The 16646-nt window shown below is 37.0% G+C and carries 12 protein-coding genes; 11 read left to right on the top strand and 1 reads right to left on the bottom strand.

From position 1 onward, the window contains the following. Positions 1-37 precede the first annotated feature (37 nt). A complete protein-coding gene (locus H3Z82_RS15770; RefSeq protein WP_182206464.1) occupies positions 38-2803 on the bottom strand; it encodes a putative LPS assembly protein LptD in 2766 nt (921 codons plus the stop codon). Between the two features lie 88 nt (positions 2804-2891). Here H3Z82_RS15770 and H3Z82_RS15765 point away from each other — a divergent pair, with 88 nt between their 5' ends. The 11 genes from H3Z82_RS15765 (at position 2892) to H3Z82_RS15715 (ending at position 16633) form a co-directional block, all read left to right on the top strand. Continuing rightward, positions 2892-4034: an N-acetylmuramoyl-L-alanine amidase family protein gene (locus H3Z82_RS15765; RefSeq protein WP_182206463.1), complete on the top strand. Its 1143-nt coding sequence runs from the start codon at positions 2892-2894 to the stop codon at positions 4032-4034. A 55-nt stretch (positions 4035-4089) separates the two neighbouring features. Further along, the gene (locus tag H3Z82_RS15760; protein WP_235982467.1) at positions 4090-5082 is read left to right on the top strand and encodes an MlaD family protein; all 993 of its coding nucleotides are present in this window, start codon (positions 4090-4092) and stop codon (positions 5080-5082) included. An 11-nt stretch (positions 5083-5093) separates the two neighbouring features. Next, on the top strand, positions 5094-6401 hold the full coding sequence (locus H3Z82_RS15755; protein WP_182206462.1) for a (Fe-S)-binding protein: 1308 nt from the start codon (positions 5094-5096) through the stop codon (positions 6399-6401). A gap of 123 nt (positions 6402-6524) precedes the next feature. Further along, the gene (locus H3Z82_RS15750; RefSeq protein WP_182206461.1) at positions 6525-7316 is read left to right on the top strand and encodes a (Fe-S)-binding protein; all 792 of its coding nucleotides are present in this window, start codon (positions 6525-6527) and stop codon (positions 7314-7316) included. Continuing rightward, positions 7316-8539, top strand: a complete 1224-nt coding sequence (gene serB, locus H3Z82_RS15745) for a phosphoserine phosphatase SerB (RefSeq protein ID WP_182206460.1) — start codon at positions 7316-7318, stop codon at positions 8537-8539. The genes H3Z82_RS15750 and serB overlap by 1 nt, the downstream gene beginning before the upstream one ends. 103 nt (positions 8540-8642) lie before the next feature. After that, entirely contained in the window at positions 8643-9158 is a 516-nt protein-coding gene (locus H3Z82_RS15740; RefSeq protein WP_182206459.1) for a PH domain-containing protein, read from the top strand. Next, a complete protein-coding gene (locus H3Z82_RS15735; RefSeq protein ID WP_182206458.1) occupies positions 9145-10623 on the top strand; it encodes a PH domain-containing protein in 1479 nt (492 codons plus the stop codon). Before H3Z82_RS15740 ends, H3Z82_RS15735 begins: the two co-directional genes overlap by 14 nt. A gap of 53 nt (positions 10624-10676) precedes the next feature. Beyond that, positions 10677-11162: an ABC transporter ATPase gene (locus tag H3Z82_RS15730; protein WP_182206457.1), complete on the top strand. Its 486-nt coding sequence runs from the start codon at positions 10677-10679 to the stop codon at positions 11160-11162. Positions 11163-11312: 150 nt separating this feature from the next. After that, positions 11313-14231, top strand: coding sequence for a glycoside hydrolase family 3 N-terminal domain-containing protein (locus tag H3Z82_RS15725; RefSeq protein WP_182206456.1), 2919 nt, complete (start codon positions 11313-11315; stop codon positions 14229-14231). 167 nt (positions 14232-14398) lie between these two features. Then, complete coding sequence (gene bshA / locus H3Z82_RS15720; protein WP_182206455.1) at positions 14399-15538, top strand: N-acetyl-alpha-D-glucosaminyl L-malate synthase BshA; 1140 nt, start codon at positions 14399-14401, stop codon at positions 15536-15538. 57 nt (positions 15539-15595) lie between these two features. Further along, positions 15596-16633 (top strand): helix-turn-helix transcriptional regulator, encoded by a 1038-nt coding sequence (locus H3Z82_RS15715; protein ID WP_182206454.1) that lies wholly within the window; start codon positions 15596-15598, stop codon positions 16631-16633. Positions 16634-16646: the final 13 nt, after the last annotated feature.

Here is a 16646-nt window from a genome sequence, read left to right as displayed (position 1 = left end):
TTCTCGTCGGAAATTCTTTCACAACATATAAAATTTCCTATTGTAATCTTTTATCAGGCGACCGTTGTTTGTCGTATTTAATATCTTTCAATAAACTCGATTTGATTCCGATAAAAAAGTTCCAAGAGCTGCGCTCACTGAATGGGATCCAGCTGAAATTCATGCGCCAACTTAACAGATCACGCTCAAACCGGAGTTGGGTATAGGTGAACCCTTGATTCTTAAAATCATATCCTGAAGACACGCCTACAGTCCAACGTGGCGTTAAATCGATATCCCCCGAAAACATCAAGGAATTTGACGAAATCTCATTTTGCCGTGCACTATTGGAATAATTGACCGCCCAGGCCACACGCAAACTCCAGGGTATAGTAAAATTGTAGAATTCAGAGTTCTCTTCCTGACTTCGGTCTCGGTCTTCATCACCTAAACGCTGATCGGCAAAATTTTGAGACTTTCCAAAGAGATCATCGGCGCGACCTCCACTAAGGACAGACTCATCAATTGCTCTTTGGTCAGGCTCCTTCCGACCAGAAAAACTGTCACTACTTAAACTGTAACTTAAATTCATACTTGCCGAGGTCATTCTAAAAAGACTTCCGCCGTTATTGATATTGAATTTGTCTACACGTCGGTTATTATTATCCAGTGCATAGGGATCTAAAGTCATACCAAAATTAATACTCATTTTATTGTCCAACAATTGCGTTCCACCTGAAACTCTCAACGGACTCCATTGTAGCGAATCGCCAGCAAAATTATAGGAAGTAGATAAGTTCAGATTATTCAATAAAATAACTTTTTTAGGATCTGTCTTGGTCGAATCTCTGTCTCTTACTTTGGCTTCAAAATTATTGCCCAATGAAAATCCCATAGCGCTTGAAAAGTTCTTATTTGGTGCACCATACAGCGACTCTTCAAACCTACTGTATTCTGCTCGCGTCAAATCGCCATTGGCAGTAATATAATCAAACGTATCATAATATTCATCAAAGGCCGGGTTGATGTTGTAGCTTATGGAGGGTCTCATGACATGCCTGATAGCTTTGATTTTGGTGTCCTCACCGGGTTTTTCAAAATTGAACATTCCATAAATGGTAGTACCGACACTGGTGCTGAAATTATAGGTTCTAAAGCTGTCAAAGCCCGTTAGATCTTGGGTCAGGACTTTGTTTTCGTCGGGATCGTAGAATTTTCTGATGGTGTTTAAAGTCCAATTTTCCTGAAAATTTGAACTGGCACTCACGCTAAAATACTTAAAGACCTTGAAATTAGTAGAAAGCGGGATGCTTTGTTGTACACCAACCCGTGCATCCTCAAACATTTCTGGTTTAAAAAACAGTGAATCTGTAGTTCTTATCCTGTTCTGGGCATTGATATTATATTGAAAGTTGATATTATCAATAATTCCTTTTTTAGCACCAACTTTGGGGGCAAAAGGAAAAATTCTGCTCACACTCCCCTGAAATGTGGGTAAGGTCATATCAATTTGTTGCGTCCTTGTGTTTTGTGAGTGCGTGGCCGTTAAGCTGATATTGACTTGTGGTTCTCCTATAAAAGATTTAGAGTAAGATACGGATGATGATAAAGTGTTGTTCAAAAAGTTGGACGCATTCATCTGGTTGACCGATTCTTGATAATACTTGCTACTCCCCAAGTTGACAGAAGCGGAAAACCGGGAACTCGGATTCGCTTTCGCATCTTGAGAATGTGACCATCTGATATTGTAGATGGAAGATTTTGAGTAATCAGGGAACCCACGTTCACTATTGATCAAATTCTCGTATCTAATGCCGAGATTTCCTCTAAATTTATAGCGTACGGCATAATTGGTTTCGGTTCTAAAACCATAACTTCCGTTTGTATAGTAATCGCCATACAAAGCCAAATCCACATAATCGCTTATTGCAAAATAATACCCACCATTTTGAAGATTGTATCCGCGTCTGCTATCCTGCCCAAATGTGGGGAATAGAATACCTGAGGTTTGTTTTTTTGTCAATGGAAAGAAAGCAAAAGGCAGACCAATGGGGGTAGGTACGTTGTAGATGTACATATTCGTCAATCCAGTAACCACCTTTTTGTTGGGAACAATTTTGGCTTTTCGCATTAAAAAATAAAACTCCGGATCATCTTGGTCCTCGGAGGTTGTGAATTTTCCACGATTGATGAAATATACCGAATCGTTTTCCTTCTTGGTCACATCTGCAATAATATAACCGCCGCTTTGTTCGGTTCTCGAATTGAAAATAAGCGCTTTTTTGGTTTCAGTATTGAAAATAATAGAATCAGGTTCTACCAAATTGGCGCCTTGTTTAAATGTTGGCGCTTGAGAGTAAACCCCTGCCGTATCTTTTAATCGCCCCGCGTACACCAAGTTTTTGTTGTGGTCAATAACAATAATCCCAGCCTTAATCTCCATGTCCTGATAGTACACCTCTGCTTCATTATATAAGGTGGTTTGCTTTAAACGTTGATTCAAAGTCACATAATCTTTTGCCTTATAATTGACAACAGCCTCTAAGAAATCTTTCTTTTTAGGGATGGTATCCTGCAAAATGCTATCAGTCTCTTTAATTGGAGCAGTAGGGGTGAGAAGAGAGTCGATATTAACGGACACTCTCATACTATCATTTTCTGTTTTTGGTAGGATGGGGGTTTGGGTTTTTGGGAGGTCTTGAGCCAACCCCAAAGTGTTAATAAACACTGTAAAACTCAGGGAAAAAAGTATATGAAAGCTTTTTGTACGCAATGCTTTTAAGTGTATTTTTGTAAAAGTATGGCTCGGTTTTTGAAAAGTCAAAATTACATATATTTTTTTGTGATTAATTACTATTCAACCAAAATTTAAAAATTAAAATAAACCAAGTTTATTATACGTTTATACCTTTATGAGAACGCATTTATATTACATCTTCGTATTACACATCATTTTAATTGCTGGTTTTTTGACACCTGCCCAAGCCTTTCAGAAAAATAAGGGTCAATTCGTGGTTGTCTTAGATGCCGGTCATGGTGGTAATGACCCTGGGAATGTCGGAAATGGTTATAAAGAGAAAGAAATAGCACTTAATATTGTTTTAACGGTTGGAAAATCTTTAGAAAAACATCCTAATATAAAAGTCATCTATACCCGTAAAACAGACGTTTTTGTTCCTTTGAGAGAACGTGCCAAAATAGCTAATAATGCTGATGCTGACTTGTTTGTTTCCGTACATTGTAACTCACACAATTCAAGTGCCCATGGTACTGAAACCTTTGTATTGGGTTTGCACGAAAACCAACGTAATTTTGAAATTGCCAAAAAAGAGAATGAGGTTATTTTCTTGGAGGATAATTACGAATCCCACTACGATGGGTTTGATCCCAACTCTCCAGAGTCCTTTATCGGCTTGACCTTGATGCAAGAGGAATACCTTGATCAAAGTACCCAATTGGCACGATTGGTTCAAGACAATTTCACCAAAACCCTAAAACGAAATGACAGAGGTGTCAAACAAGCTGGATTTTGGGTGTTACATAACACCTACATGCCAAGTGTTTTAGTTGAAACTGGTTTTTTAACCTATAAGCCTGAAGGCGCTTATCTCAATTCCACTAAAGGCCAAAACGAAGTTGCTTTATCTATTTATAAAGGGCTTATGGACTACAAAATGATCTTGGATAGAAATGTCGGACAAAATGTTTATAAAGACGTGGCCAACATTGAAAGCATCACAGAAGCTGTAGATGCCGAGGTAGATTCCAACACTATTAAGCGTGTATATTCCAATACAACATTTAAGGTGCAGTTGGCCGCAAGTTCAAATAAAATTGAGCCTAAGTCGTATAATTTTAAAGGTTTAAAGAATATTTCAAGAGAGAAAGAAGGAAAATTGTATAAGTATTATTACGGTTATACATCCGATTATAATGAGATCCAGAACATGGCAAAATTTGCAAAATCAAATGGCTATCCCACCAGCTTTGTTGTTGCCTACCAAAATGGAAAACGGGTAGACTTATCTTCTGTAATCAATTCTCCCGCTAATTAAAAAGATTCTTAATATTTTTATTCCTAATTTTGTGAGCAACTAAATCTAAAAAACTTTGAAAATATCAAGAGAAGTTAAAACCGCCATACTTGTAATATCAGGGATACTCCTAATGGTATTTACATTTAATTACTTAAAAGGCATCAATATTTTAAAAAAACATAATCGTTATAAAACCCAATTCGATTACAATGCCTTGAGTTCTTCATCCTTAGTGACCATAAAAGGGAATAAAATAGGGAAAATTGAAACGATCACTTACGACGATGCTACAGGAAAAACAATTGTGACTCTTACAGTAACGGAAGATGTCAAGTTCTCTACTAATAGTAAAATCCGAATGTATGAAACCGGCCTGATGGGAGGTAATGCCTTAGCCATTATTCCTATGCCAGGACCTGAACTTGCAGAGGATGGTGATTTCTTGGAATCTGAGGTGGAAGAAGGCCTCATTACAAGCTTGACCAAAAACTTTTCGGGAATCAGTAGCAATTTGGGAGTAACTCTAAAAGCAGCGGATTCATTAATGAACAATTTTAACCGATTGATCATCAATGAAGACGAAGACGGCATAAAAGCTGCTATCGCTGAACTTAATCAAACCATCGTTTCTTTCAGATCGATGTCAAATGCCATGACCACCTTAGTGTCCAAAAACGATGAAGCATTGACATCGGCAATTGGTAATTTTGATACCTTAGCAGGAAATCTTGCTGAGATTACTACCGAATTTAAACAGGTTGAAATATCCAAAACCTTTGCTGAACTTGATCAAACCCTGCAAGAGGTCAATAACTTATTGGCAAGTGTTAAGGACGGTAAAGGCACTATGGGCAAACTGCTTAATGACGACAAATTGTATACAAACCTTGAAGGTGCCTCTTTACAGTTAGAACAATTGTTGCAGGACTTTAAGCTGAACCCAAAACGTTATGTGCATTTTTCAGTTTTCGGCAAAAAGCCGGACCGATTTGATGCTGAAGGCAATATTATTGAAGATCAAAAAACACAACCAGAAGAAATCCGTATAGAATTGGAGAATAACTAACCTCATTTATAATGAACTACATACCAAATATCCTTTTTGCCATAGCGCTTATTGTAGGTATTGGTTTTTTTGCAAATAATGTAAGAAAGCTAATTCGCAATATAAAATTGGGCCGAGATGTCGATGTAAGCGATAACACATCGCAGCGTTGGAAAAATATGGCAATGATTGCATTAGGACAGAGTAAAATGGTCAAAAGACCCGTTTCTGGATTTTTGCATATTATAGTGTATTTGGGTTTTATTATTATAAACATTGAAGTTTTAGAGATTATCATAGATGGTCTTGCTGGCACACATCGTATTTTCTCATCCATAGGACCATTATACGGTGTTCTTATTGGGGTTTTTGAAGTGTTGGCCGTTTTGGTCTTTGTTTCTGTAATCATCTTTTGGATCCGAAGAAATATTATTAAAATTAAACGCTTTTGGGCTAATGAGATGACCAGTTGGCCTAAAAATGATGCCAATTATATTCTCTATATTGAAATGGTGCTGATGGCACTGTTCCTAATCATGAACGCCACGGATCTGAAATTCCAAGCTATGGAAAACGGGAATGTCATCAGTCAGTATTTAACGCCACTCTTTAGCGGACTTTCAGAAGGTACCATTCATATTATTGAACGTAGTGCCTGGTGGTTACATATCCTTGGAATACTTGCCTTTTTAAATTACCTCTATTTTTCTAAACACTTACATATTCTTTTAGCCTTCCCGAATACTTACTTCGGAAAAATCGTTCCGAAAGGACAGTTCAAAAATAATGACGTGGTCACAAAAGAGGTGCAAATGATGATGGATCCGGATGCCGATCCATTTGCAGCGCCACCCGAAGATGAAGGGGACGATATTCCTGTTAAATTTGGAGCCAGCGATGTTCAGGATTTAAATTGGGTACAATTGCTCAATGCCTATACTTGTACAGAATGCGGACGCTGTACGAGCGAATGCCCTGCCAATATAACAGGTAAAAAATTATCACCTCGTAAAATCATGATGGATACACGAGACCGTTTGGAGGAGGTTGGTAAAAATATTGATGCCAACAATGGCGTCTTTAAAGAAGATGGTAAGCAATTACTGGACGATTATATTACACGTGAAGAATTATGGGCATGTACCACATGTAACGCCTGTGTTGAAGCCTGTCCGGTTAGTATTGACCCTATGTCAATTATTGTGGAGATGCGAAATTATTTGGTCATGGAAGAATCCGCAGCACCAATGGAACTCAACAATATGATGACCAACATAGAAAATAATGGCGCCCCTTGGCCATATAATCAAATGGACAGATTGAATTGGAAAAACGAGTAATCTGACTTATTTGATAGTATCAGTATCATATTTGGTAGTTTATAGATTAAGGCAATTCAAATCTTATCGAAATACTATCTAAGATTTTTAAAAAATTATTAAAATATATAAACTCATAAAAAAATGAGCGAACAAATAATAGTGCCAACTATGGCAGAATTCATGGCCCAAGGCAAACACCCTGAAGTACTTTTTTGGGTAGGTTGCATGGGAAGTTTTGATGATAGAGCCAAGAAGGTAACCAAAGCTTTTGTGAAGTTGCTTCATAAATCCAATGTAGATTTTGCTGTTTTAGGAACTGAAGAGAGTTGTACAGGTGATCCTGCAAAACGCGCAGGCAATGAATTTCTATTTCAGATGCAGGCAGTTACCAATATTGAGGTATTAAACGCCTACGAAATCAAGAAAATAGTTACGGCCTGTCCGCATTGCTTCAATACCATCAAAAATGAATACCCAGGTCTTGGAGGCAATTATCAAGTAATGCACCATACCCAATTTCTTAAATCACTTTTAGATGAAGGGCGGTTGACAGTTGAAGGTGGCCAATTTAAAGGCAAGCGCATTACGTTCCATGACCCTTGTTACTTAGGTCGAGGCAATGACATCTATGAAGCACCAAGAGATTTGATCAGAAAATTGGATGCCGAATTGGTAGAAATGAAAAGTTGCAAATCTCGCGGACTCTGTTGCGGAGCAGGAGGCGCCCAAATGTTTAAAGAAGCAGAACCAGGAAATAAAGAAATAAACGTTAAACGTACAGAAGAAGCCATTGAGGTGAAACCTGAAATTATTGCTGCCGGTTGTCCATTTTGTAATACGATGATGACGGATGGCGTAAAATCAAAAAATAAAGAAACGGATATTGCTGTGATGGATATAGCCGAATTAATTGCTAATGCGCAAGATTTATAATGGCCACAGAAATATTTCTATTAAACATTTCAGGACAAGATAAACCTGGACTGACTTCCGGATTGACCAACGTTTTAGCACAATATGGCGCTAAAGTATTGGATATTGGACAAGCAAATATTCACGATACCTTATCATTGGGTTTCTTGTTTGAAATTGAATCAGGCGCCAAATCGGCTGCGGTTTTAAAAGATTTGTTGTTTAAAGCCTATGAGCTCGGCGTAAAAGCTAAGTTTTCACCAATTACATCTGAAAACTACGAAAAATGGGTAAGCAATCAAGGTAAGGATCGTTATATCATTACCATTTTAGGTGAGAAACTGACGGCTGAGCAAATCTCAACGGTGACCAAGGTCATATCCGAAAAGAACTTAAATATTGATGCCATAAAACGATTGACGGGTCGCATTTCTTTAATTAAACAGGATGACTACCCAAGAGCCTCAATACAATTATCAATAAGAGGTAAAATTGATAATAAAGCTGAATTTACGGAGAAGTTTATGCAAATCTCCCACGATTTAGATGTCGATATTGCCTTTCAGGAAGATAATATATACAGGCGCAACAGACGCTTGGTGTGTTTTGATATGGATTCAACACTTATACAAACTGAAGTTATTGATGAATTGGCCGAATTGGCAGGGGTTGGAGCCGAAGTTAAAGCAATAACAGAGTCTGCCATGAATGGCGATATCGATTTCAATGAAAGCTTTAAAAGTAGAATGCAACTCTTAAAAGGTTTGAGCGAAGATGTACTCCATGATGTCGCTGTTAATTTACCAATAACCAAAGGGGCAAGAAGATTGATCAATACGTTGAAAAAGTACGGATTTAAAACCGCTATCTTATCTGGTGGGTTTACTTATTTTGGACATTATTTGCAAAAGGAATTAGGTATAGACTATGTTTACGCCAACCAACTGGAGATCAAAGATGGAAAGTTGACGGGAAATTATCTTGGAGAGATTGTTGACGGTAATAAAAAAGCCGAATACCTAAAAGAAATTGCCATTAGAGAAGGCATTGATATTGGGCAGACCATCGCGGTAGGTGACGGGGCCAATGATTTGCCAATGCTCAATCTTGCGGGATTAGGCATCGCATTTCACGCCAAACCAAAAGTTAAAAATAATGTACAAAGCGCAATATCAAGTTTAGGATTAGACGCTGTTTTGTACTTATTGGGATATCATGATAAGCATATCGATTTAATCGAATAAAATATTTTTGTGTGAAATTTGAATGTTTAATTGGTAGGCAAAAATCCTTGGAACTCAAGATATAAATGCAACCATTTTCATTATAATCATAGAGAAACGAATTATGTTCAGTAATCAGCAAATCAATCTGGATACCTTGCCTTCAATTGCTGATGTCGACCTAAAACCTATTTCAAAACAATATCTCAAGATTATAATATTTAACAGACTTGTTTTTTATGGAATTATCGGATTTGTATTATTCATTGCCAAAATAAAAGTCTCACATCCTAACTTCCAACTGATATTTTGGTATTTGTTTTCGGCGGTCCTACTATTCTGCATTCTGAATCTTATGGGTGCGATTTTCGCATTCAAAAAACGAAAATATGCTATAAGAACGCATGATGTTATCTATTCTAAAGGCCTGTTGGTCAATTCCATCTCTGTGATTCCTGTGTCACGTATCCAGCATTTAGAAATTTCCCGCAGTTGGTTGGCCAGAAGATTTAACTTGGGAACTTTAAAGATTTATACTGCCGGAGATTCTGGGATTGATTTAAGGATTCCAGGTTTAAAATATGTGGAGGCAAAACAAATCAATGATTTTCTAAGCAGCAAGATTAATGGAGCCGATTGATTTTTCTCAACCTTCACGGCAATCATCCAAGGGCATTCTCGTCATATTTGCACTTCATACTTTGAAGTTTATTAGACGCTATTTTGTTGTTTTTTTGGCCTTAGGTTTATCCGTTATAAAAGAAGAATCGTTTTCATTTTTAACGCCTTCAATTCTTACGCTAATTATAACCGGTGTTGTTTTACTGATTCTATTATTTGCAATTCTCAAATACCTGAATTTTAAATTTTATTTGGATAAAGACCAATTTCATTTGTCATCGGGTATTGTCAATAAGAATCTCACTATCGTTCCCAAATCCAAAATTCAAAATGTTTATATCAAACAAAATTTAATACAGCAGCTCATTAACGTTGTTTCGCTAACCATAGAAACGGCCGGAGACGATAAGGCTGAAATTGAGATTAATGCATTAAATCGTGCCAATGCGCTTGAGCTTAAAAAGCAGTTGTTCGTTAAAAAACAAATAGCCGCAGCGGATTCAGTTGAAGATATTTCTGAGAGCAGCGTGTATTTTATGGTTTCAACAAAGCGTTTACTATTAGAAGGCATCTCGCAAAATCATCTCAAAAGTTTTGTGATTATTGTTTCTTTTGTATTTGGACTGTACAATGAGTTTAAAGATTACCTTCAGGACTTGGGTATCTCCGAGCAATTACAATCGTCAGTTAATTTTGAAACAGGAAGCCTGTTCAATCTAATACTGGCCAATGCATTTATTGTTGTCCTTGCCATTCTAATATCGACCTTGTTTTCAATTATTAGCACCTTTATCTCTAATTTCAATTTAAAAGTCATTGAGAACAACATTACTATTGAAATTAATAAAGGCCTGTTCAACAAGCTGTCATTGATTTTAATGCCCGTAAGGATCCAAAACATCATCATTAAAACCAATCGTTTAAAGCAAGCATTGGGTCTACATACATTGTCCATCAAACAGGCTATGGTCAATAAAAAGCAGCAAAAGAACTTCAAGATTGTAGCCTTAGAGCAACATCAAGTAGCTCATTTAGTTACGAAAGTTTTCCCTCTGTATAATGGGTTGGGTCCGTTTGATAAGCCTGATGTCTATTACAAACGTCGATTGATTTTTCGCTCAATTATTTGGGGTCTATTTGTCAATGGTTTGGCGTTGGTCATCTTCGGGAATTTCTTTTGGAGCATCAATAGCATCATCGTACCTTGGTTAGCATTATTTGTCCATTACACCTATAAGAAGTCGAGCTATCAAATTACCGATAAATATCTCACCGTTAATAGCGGGTTTATCGATCGGGTGCGAAATATCAGCGAAATAGAAAAAATTCAATCAGTCCAGATAAAACAAAGCATTTTTCAAAAGCAAAATAATATAGCTTCAGTTCATATTGCCACTGCATCCGATAAAGTAAAAATCCCATGCATCACTGAGAAAAACGCGAAATCAATCGTAGATTATCTCTTATTTAAGATAGAGTCCTGAGATAGAGATTGGATGTAATTGTGTACTTTTGTACTTAGAAAAAAAATAAAATTATGCTAGTCGATTTTAATACCTTACCAGAGGAGTCAAGAGTTTGGATTTACCAAGCCAATCGTTCATTCACCGATGAGGAAATTTCAGAAATAGAATCTAAGTTGGACACTTTTATATCCAACTGGACGGCCCATGGCACAGATCTGCAATCGGGCTATCTCATTAAATACAGACGTTTTATAATTATCGCAATCAATCAAAGTTTAAGTACTGCAACGGGATGCAGTATAGATGCCTCGGTTCATTTTATTCAGCAATTGGAAAAAGATTATAATGTCGATCTTTTGGACAAAATGAATGTGTCTTATAAGCAAGGAGATTATATTGCCTATAAGACGTTGTTGGATTTCAAAAAAATGGCCAAAGAAAAAGCGGTTTCCAAAAACACGATTGTCTTTAATAATTTGGTCAATAATATTGCTGAATTCAATGAAAATTGGGAGGTCCCTGCAAGTGATAGCTGGCACAGCCGCTTTATAAAATAAATTGTATACACCCAATCAGAATTTATTGCTGTCTTCTTTATAAAACTATCTTAAAGTTCTGTTCCCTTCACTGTAAAAATGGTAATTTGCTGACCCGTTTTGTAGTTGACAAGTTAGACTTTTTAAAAGACCCGAAAGACCCGAATTTATATGCGCTTAGTAGTTTCCCTCGTTATAATTTTTTTTATATCACTCCATAGTTTAGCACAAATATCAGTAAACCCATTATTGGCAGAAGATCCGATTGCTCAGCAAAAATGGGTAGATAGCGTGTATAACAGTTTGGATACACGTCAACGTGTAGGGCAATTGTTCATGGCGAGAGCGTTGTCCAATAACAACAAATCCAATGAAGCCCAAATAGCAAGATTAATAAACAACCAGCAAATTGGAGGTATTATTTATTCATCGGGTGGACCAGTTAAACAAGCCAAACTAAACAATACCTATCAAGCCATTTCCAACGTGCCATTATTGATTGGTATGGACGCAGAATGGGGATTGAGCATGCGCTTGGATTCTACCTACGCGTTTCCATATAACATGACTCTTGGTGCTATTACAGACAATAAATTGGTGGAGCAGGTAGGAAGGCATATTGGTGAGCATAGCAGGCGAATTGGAGTTCATTTCAATTTTGCACCAACGGTTGATATCAACACCAACCCTAAAAACCCCATAATAGGAAACCGCTCATTTGGCGAAGATCGGGACAATGTGACGGCCAAAGGTTTGGCATTTATGAAAGGGATGCAAGATGCCGGAGTGTTAGCCAATGCGAAACATTTTCCCGGACATGGCGATACAGATACCGATAGTCATAAAACATTGCCTACAATAAACTTCAATGCCAGACGGATTGATTCTATAGAGTTATATCCCTATAAAAAGCTTATTCGGGAAGGCTTGTCCAGTGTTATGGTGGCACATTTAAACGTTCCAAGTTTGGAGCCAAAAGACGGTACACCATCATCATTGTCAAAACATATTATTACCAATATTTTAAAGGAACGCTTGCAATTTGAAGGTTTGATATTTACTGATGCTTTAGAAATGAAGGGCGTTTCTAACTATAGCAAACCGGGAGATATTGATCTTGCTGCATTTATGGCAGGCAATGATGTGCTTTTAATCTCTGAAAACATTCCCGTTGCAATTGATAAAATTGTCACTGCCTATGAAGCTAAAGAAATTAGCGAAGAACGCTTGGCTCATTCGGTTAAAAAGATTTTAATGGCAAAGTACAAAGTTGGTCTCCATAACTTCAGTCCTATAGGCATAACGGATCTTGTGAAGGATCTTAACCGTTTGAAAGATGACCTGCTCTACGAAGAAGTTATGGAAAATGCAATAACTGTAGTGCGCAATGAAAAAGAAATATTACCCTTACGACATCTGGACACCAAAAAGATAGCCTATGTAGAAATGGGCGATCCCATAGACAATTCGGCATATTTAGATGAATTAAGGAAATACACCAAAGTGCATCATATCAAAGCTTCAAAATTGGACGAGTTGATCACTAAACTTCAAAACTACAATACGGTTATTGTCGGATTTCATAAATCGAATGCCAATCCGTGGAAACCTTATCAATTTTCGAATAAAGAAATGGTTTGGCTTTATGAAATAGCACGGACCAATACCGTGATATTGAATGTTTTTGCAAGACCTTATACGCTTATCGATTTGCATTCAATTGAAAATATTGAAGGCATTGTTGTAAGTTATCAGAATAGTGAGATTTCAATGTGTAAATCAGCACAACTTATCTTTGGCGCTATTGCTGCCAAAGGGACTTTGCCAGTTTCTACCGGTGAACATTTTAAGGTTGGTGACGGATTTATCTACAACTCAATAAAATCGTTGAGTTATGGCTTGCCCGAATCTGTGGGCATGAGCTCGGAAAGACTCAATAGACTGGATTCCATGGCAAAAATCGCCATTAACCACAAAGCTGCTCCGGGAATGCAGATCTTAGTGGCTCGTAAAGGAAAAGTTGTTTATAACAAAGCGTTTGGTAAGCACACCTATGACGGAAAGGAAAAAGTAGATTTGGATGACATGTATGATGTGGCTTCGCTTACAAAAATATTGGCAACATTACCACTCTTAATGGAACTTGAGGAAAAAGGGATTGTGTCTACCGATACAAAGCTGTCCCAAATTTTGCCAGAATATAAAGATTCTAACAAGAGAAATGTTACATTAAAGCAGATGCTATCACATTATGCCCGTCTAAAACCTTGGATTCCATTTTATACCGCCACTTTAGATGACGCAAAAAAACCAGATCCAAAATACTATAGAAGAGTGTCGAGCCCAAAGTTCAATGTCAAGGTGGCTGATGAGCTTTATTTGAGACATGATTATCCAGATACGATTCAAAAATTAATCAAAGACAGTAACTTATTGTCAAGTTTGAATTATCGGTATAGTGATTTTCCGTATTTTATCTTGAAAAAATATATAGAAAAACACTACGATAAGGGTTTGGATGAATTGGTTCAAGAACATTTTTATCAATCGTTGGGTGCTAATCACACCACCTACAATCCCGCAACTATTTTTAGTAATTCGCAATTGGTTCCGACCGAAATTGATAATTACTACAGGTATCAAACCGTTCATGGCTATGTTCATGATATGGGAGCAGCAATGCAAAATGGAGTGGGCGGACATGCAGGTATCTTTAGCAATTCTAACGATGTTGCGAAAATAATGCAAATGTATCTTCAAAAAGGCTACTATGGTGGGAAACGCTATTTAAAGACAGAAACTATTGATAAATTCAATTATTGCTATTACTGCGGGAGTGGGGTGAGAAGAGGGATTGGTTTTGATAAACCACAGTTGGGTACAAAAGGCCCCACTTGTGGCTGTGTATCCTTATCAAGTTTTGGACATTCGGGCTTTACGGGAACTTATGCTTGGGCCGATCCGGAAGAAGAAATTGTTTACGTATTTTTATCAAACCGCACCTATCCAAACGCCAGCAATAATATACTATTAAAGGAAGGGATCAGAACAGAAATCCAACGTTTGATTTATGAAGCGATTATAGAATAATAAACGCTTTAGGTGTCTGTAGCATGATCATGTTGAACCATTAATCCATAGGGTGCCGAACGCATGTGCTAATAAGTACACGAGGCATGACTGAAAAATTGTCTTCGTAATCTAGGCAAACCTCGGAGCATTAAGCCCAATGAGGAATAAAACTAAAAGAAATTAAAATGAAAATAGGAATCGTTTGTTACCCAACCTTTGGAGGTAGTGGTGTTGTTGCAACAGAATTAGGTTTGGCTTTGTCCAAACGAGGTCATGAAATTCATTTCATCACCTATAGTCAGCCGGTAAGATTGGATTTGTTGGGCAGTAATATTCATTATCATGAGGTAAATGTGCCAGAATACCCATTGTTTTTGTACCAACCTTATGAGCTTGCTTTATCAAGCAAACTGGTAGACATGGTTAAGTTGTACGGCATTGAGTTGCTTCATGTACATTATGCTATTCCTCATGCTTACGCTGCCTATATGGCAAAACAAATGTTACAGGAAGAAGGTATTTATGTTCCCATAGTTACTACACTTCACGGTACAGATATCACCCTTGTTGGAAGCCATCCTTTTTATAAACCCGCAGTTACATTTAGCATCAATAATTCAGATGCCGTGACGTCAGTATCTCAAAGTCTAAAGGAAGACACATTACGCTTATTTGATATTAAAAATGAGATAGATGTGGTTCCGAACTTCATTGATTTCAGTCGGCATAAATTAGACTTTACAGATTGTCAACGAGATGTGATGGCCACTGAAGATGAAATGATTGTAACCCATATCAGTAATTTCCGAAAGGTGAAGCAAATTCCGGATGTAGTCAAGATCTTCAATAACATTCAAAAGAAAATACCAGCAAAATTGATGATGGTTGGTGAAGGGCCAGAAAAAGCTGGTGCAGAAAAGTTATGTAAAAAACTCGGTATTTTGGATAAAGTGGTCTTTTTTGGCAATAGCCATGAAATAGATAGAATTCTGTGTTTTAGTGATTTATTTTTACTGCCATCACAAACCGAAAGTTTTGGTTTGGCTGCCTTAGAAGCAATGGCTTCAGGAGTTCCGGTCATTTCAAGTAATACGGGTGGTATTCCTGAAGTTAATATCCAAGGGGTTACTGGTTTCTTGAGCAATGTAAATGATGTGGAAGACATGTCAAAAAATGCTATTTATATTCTGAGTGACGCACAAAGACTCGAATCCTTTAAACTCAATGCCACAAAAGAATCTGCTAAATTTGCAATTGAGAATGTTGTACCACAGTATGAAGCTGTTTATGTCAAGACTTTAAAAAATTGTGAGCTTATAAAATAATCTTATCTTTAAATATTCTACCTGCAACCTCATGTTGGTGTCTAAATATCGGATTGGATGATAAATATTAAAGTCAACTCGCTCCCAGTAGATTTAGTTATAAAAGACTTAGCGGCAGCATTTCAATTACCTTTTCAGCTTAATTGCAGGGAGTATCTTGTTGAACTATCAGAGCCAATAGGAGAGGGTTATATTAAAGCGATGATGTTGGAGTCTGGACTTGGCATTATTGAATACCATTGTAAATTTAGAAAGGATGTGGAAATTCAATTTGTGAAAGATTTGACTCATCCTTTAAAGTTTTTATACTGCACTAAAGGTAACTTTGTTCATCGTTTTTCTAATGAAGAAGATACACTCCATGAACTGCAAGAGTACCAACAAGCCATTGTAGCAAGTCAAGACCATAACGGCCACGTTATTAGCTTTGAAAAAAATCAAGAGGTCAATCTTTACAGTTTGGAAATGGACCGCGAAGGTTTTATGCTTTATGATGAATGCTCCTCGGAACTTATCAAATCAGATCTCAACGATATTTTTGGAGATGTTTTCGCAAAAAACAGTTTTTATCATGAAGGCTATTATAGCTTGGCCCTTGCTGAAGTGTTTGAAAAAATAAAAAACTTCGATGACACTTATTTTTTAAGAACTATTTTTATGATCAGCTGTGGGTATCAATTGCTTGGCAATCAGATTTCACAATACCAAGACGACCAGAACAATGAAGAAAACCGACATGTTTTGCGACAATATGAAGTGGGTAAGGTAAGAGAAGCTGTGCAGTTTATACATCAGAATATTGAACGAACCAATACCATTAATGATCTTTGTAAAGAAGTGGGCCTAACGGAAACCAAGCTTCAAGAGGGATTCAAAATTCTTTATAATTCTACCATCAATAGTTATATTAATGACGTGCGACTTAATCTTGCATCGCAATTATTAAGGAGTACAAATTTAAACATTTCAGAAATTGTTTATAAAATAGGTTTGACCAGCAGAAGCTATTTTTCAAAAATCTTTAAAGAAGAATATCAATTGACACCAACGGAATACCGCCAAATGCAAACAAAAAAACCATCACTATCTAAATAATGATGGTTTTTGT

The organism is Gelidibacter maritimus, from assembly GCF_014062315.1.
Classification (GTDB): domain Bacteria; phylum Bacteroidota; class Bacteroidia; order Flavobacteriales; family Flavobacteriaceae; genus Gelidibacter; species Gelidibacter maritimus.
This window is presented reverse-complemented; position numbering and strand designations above follow the sequence as displayed.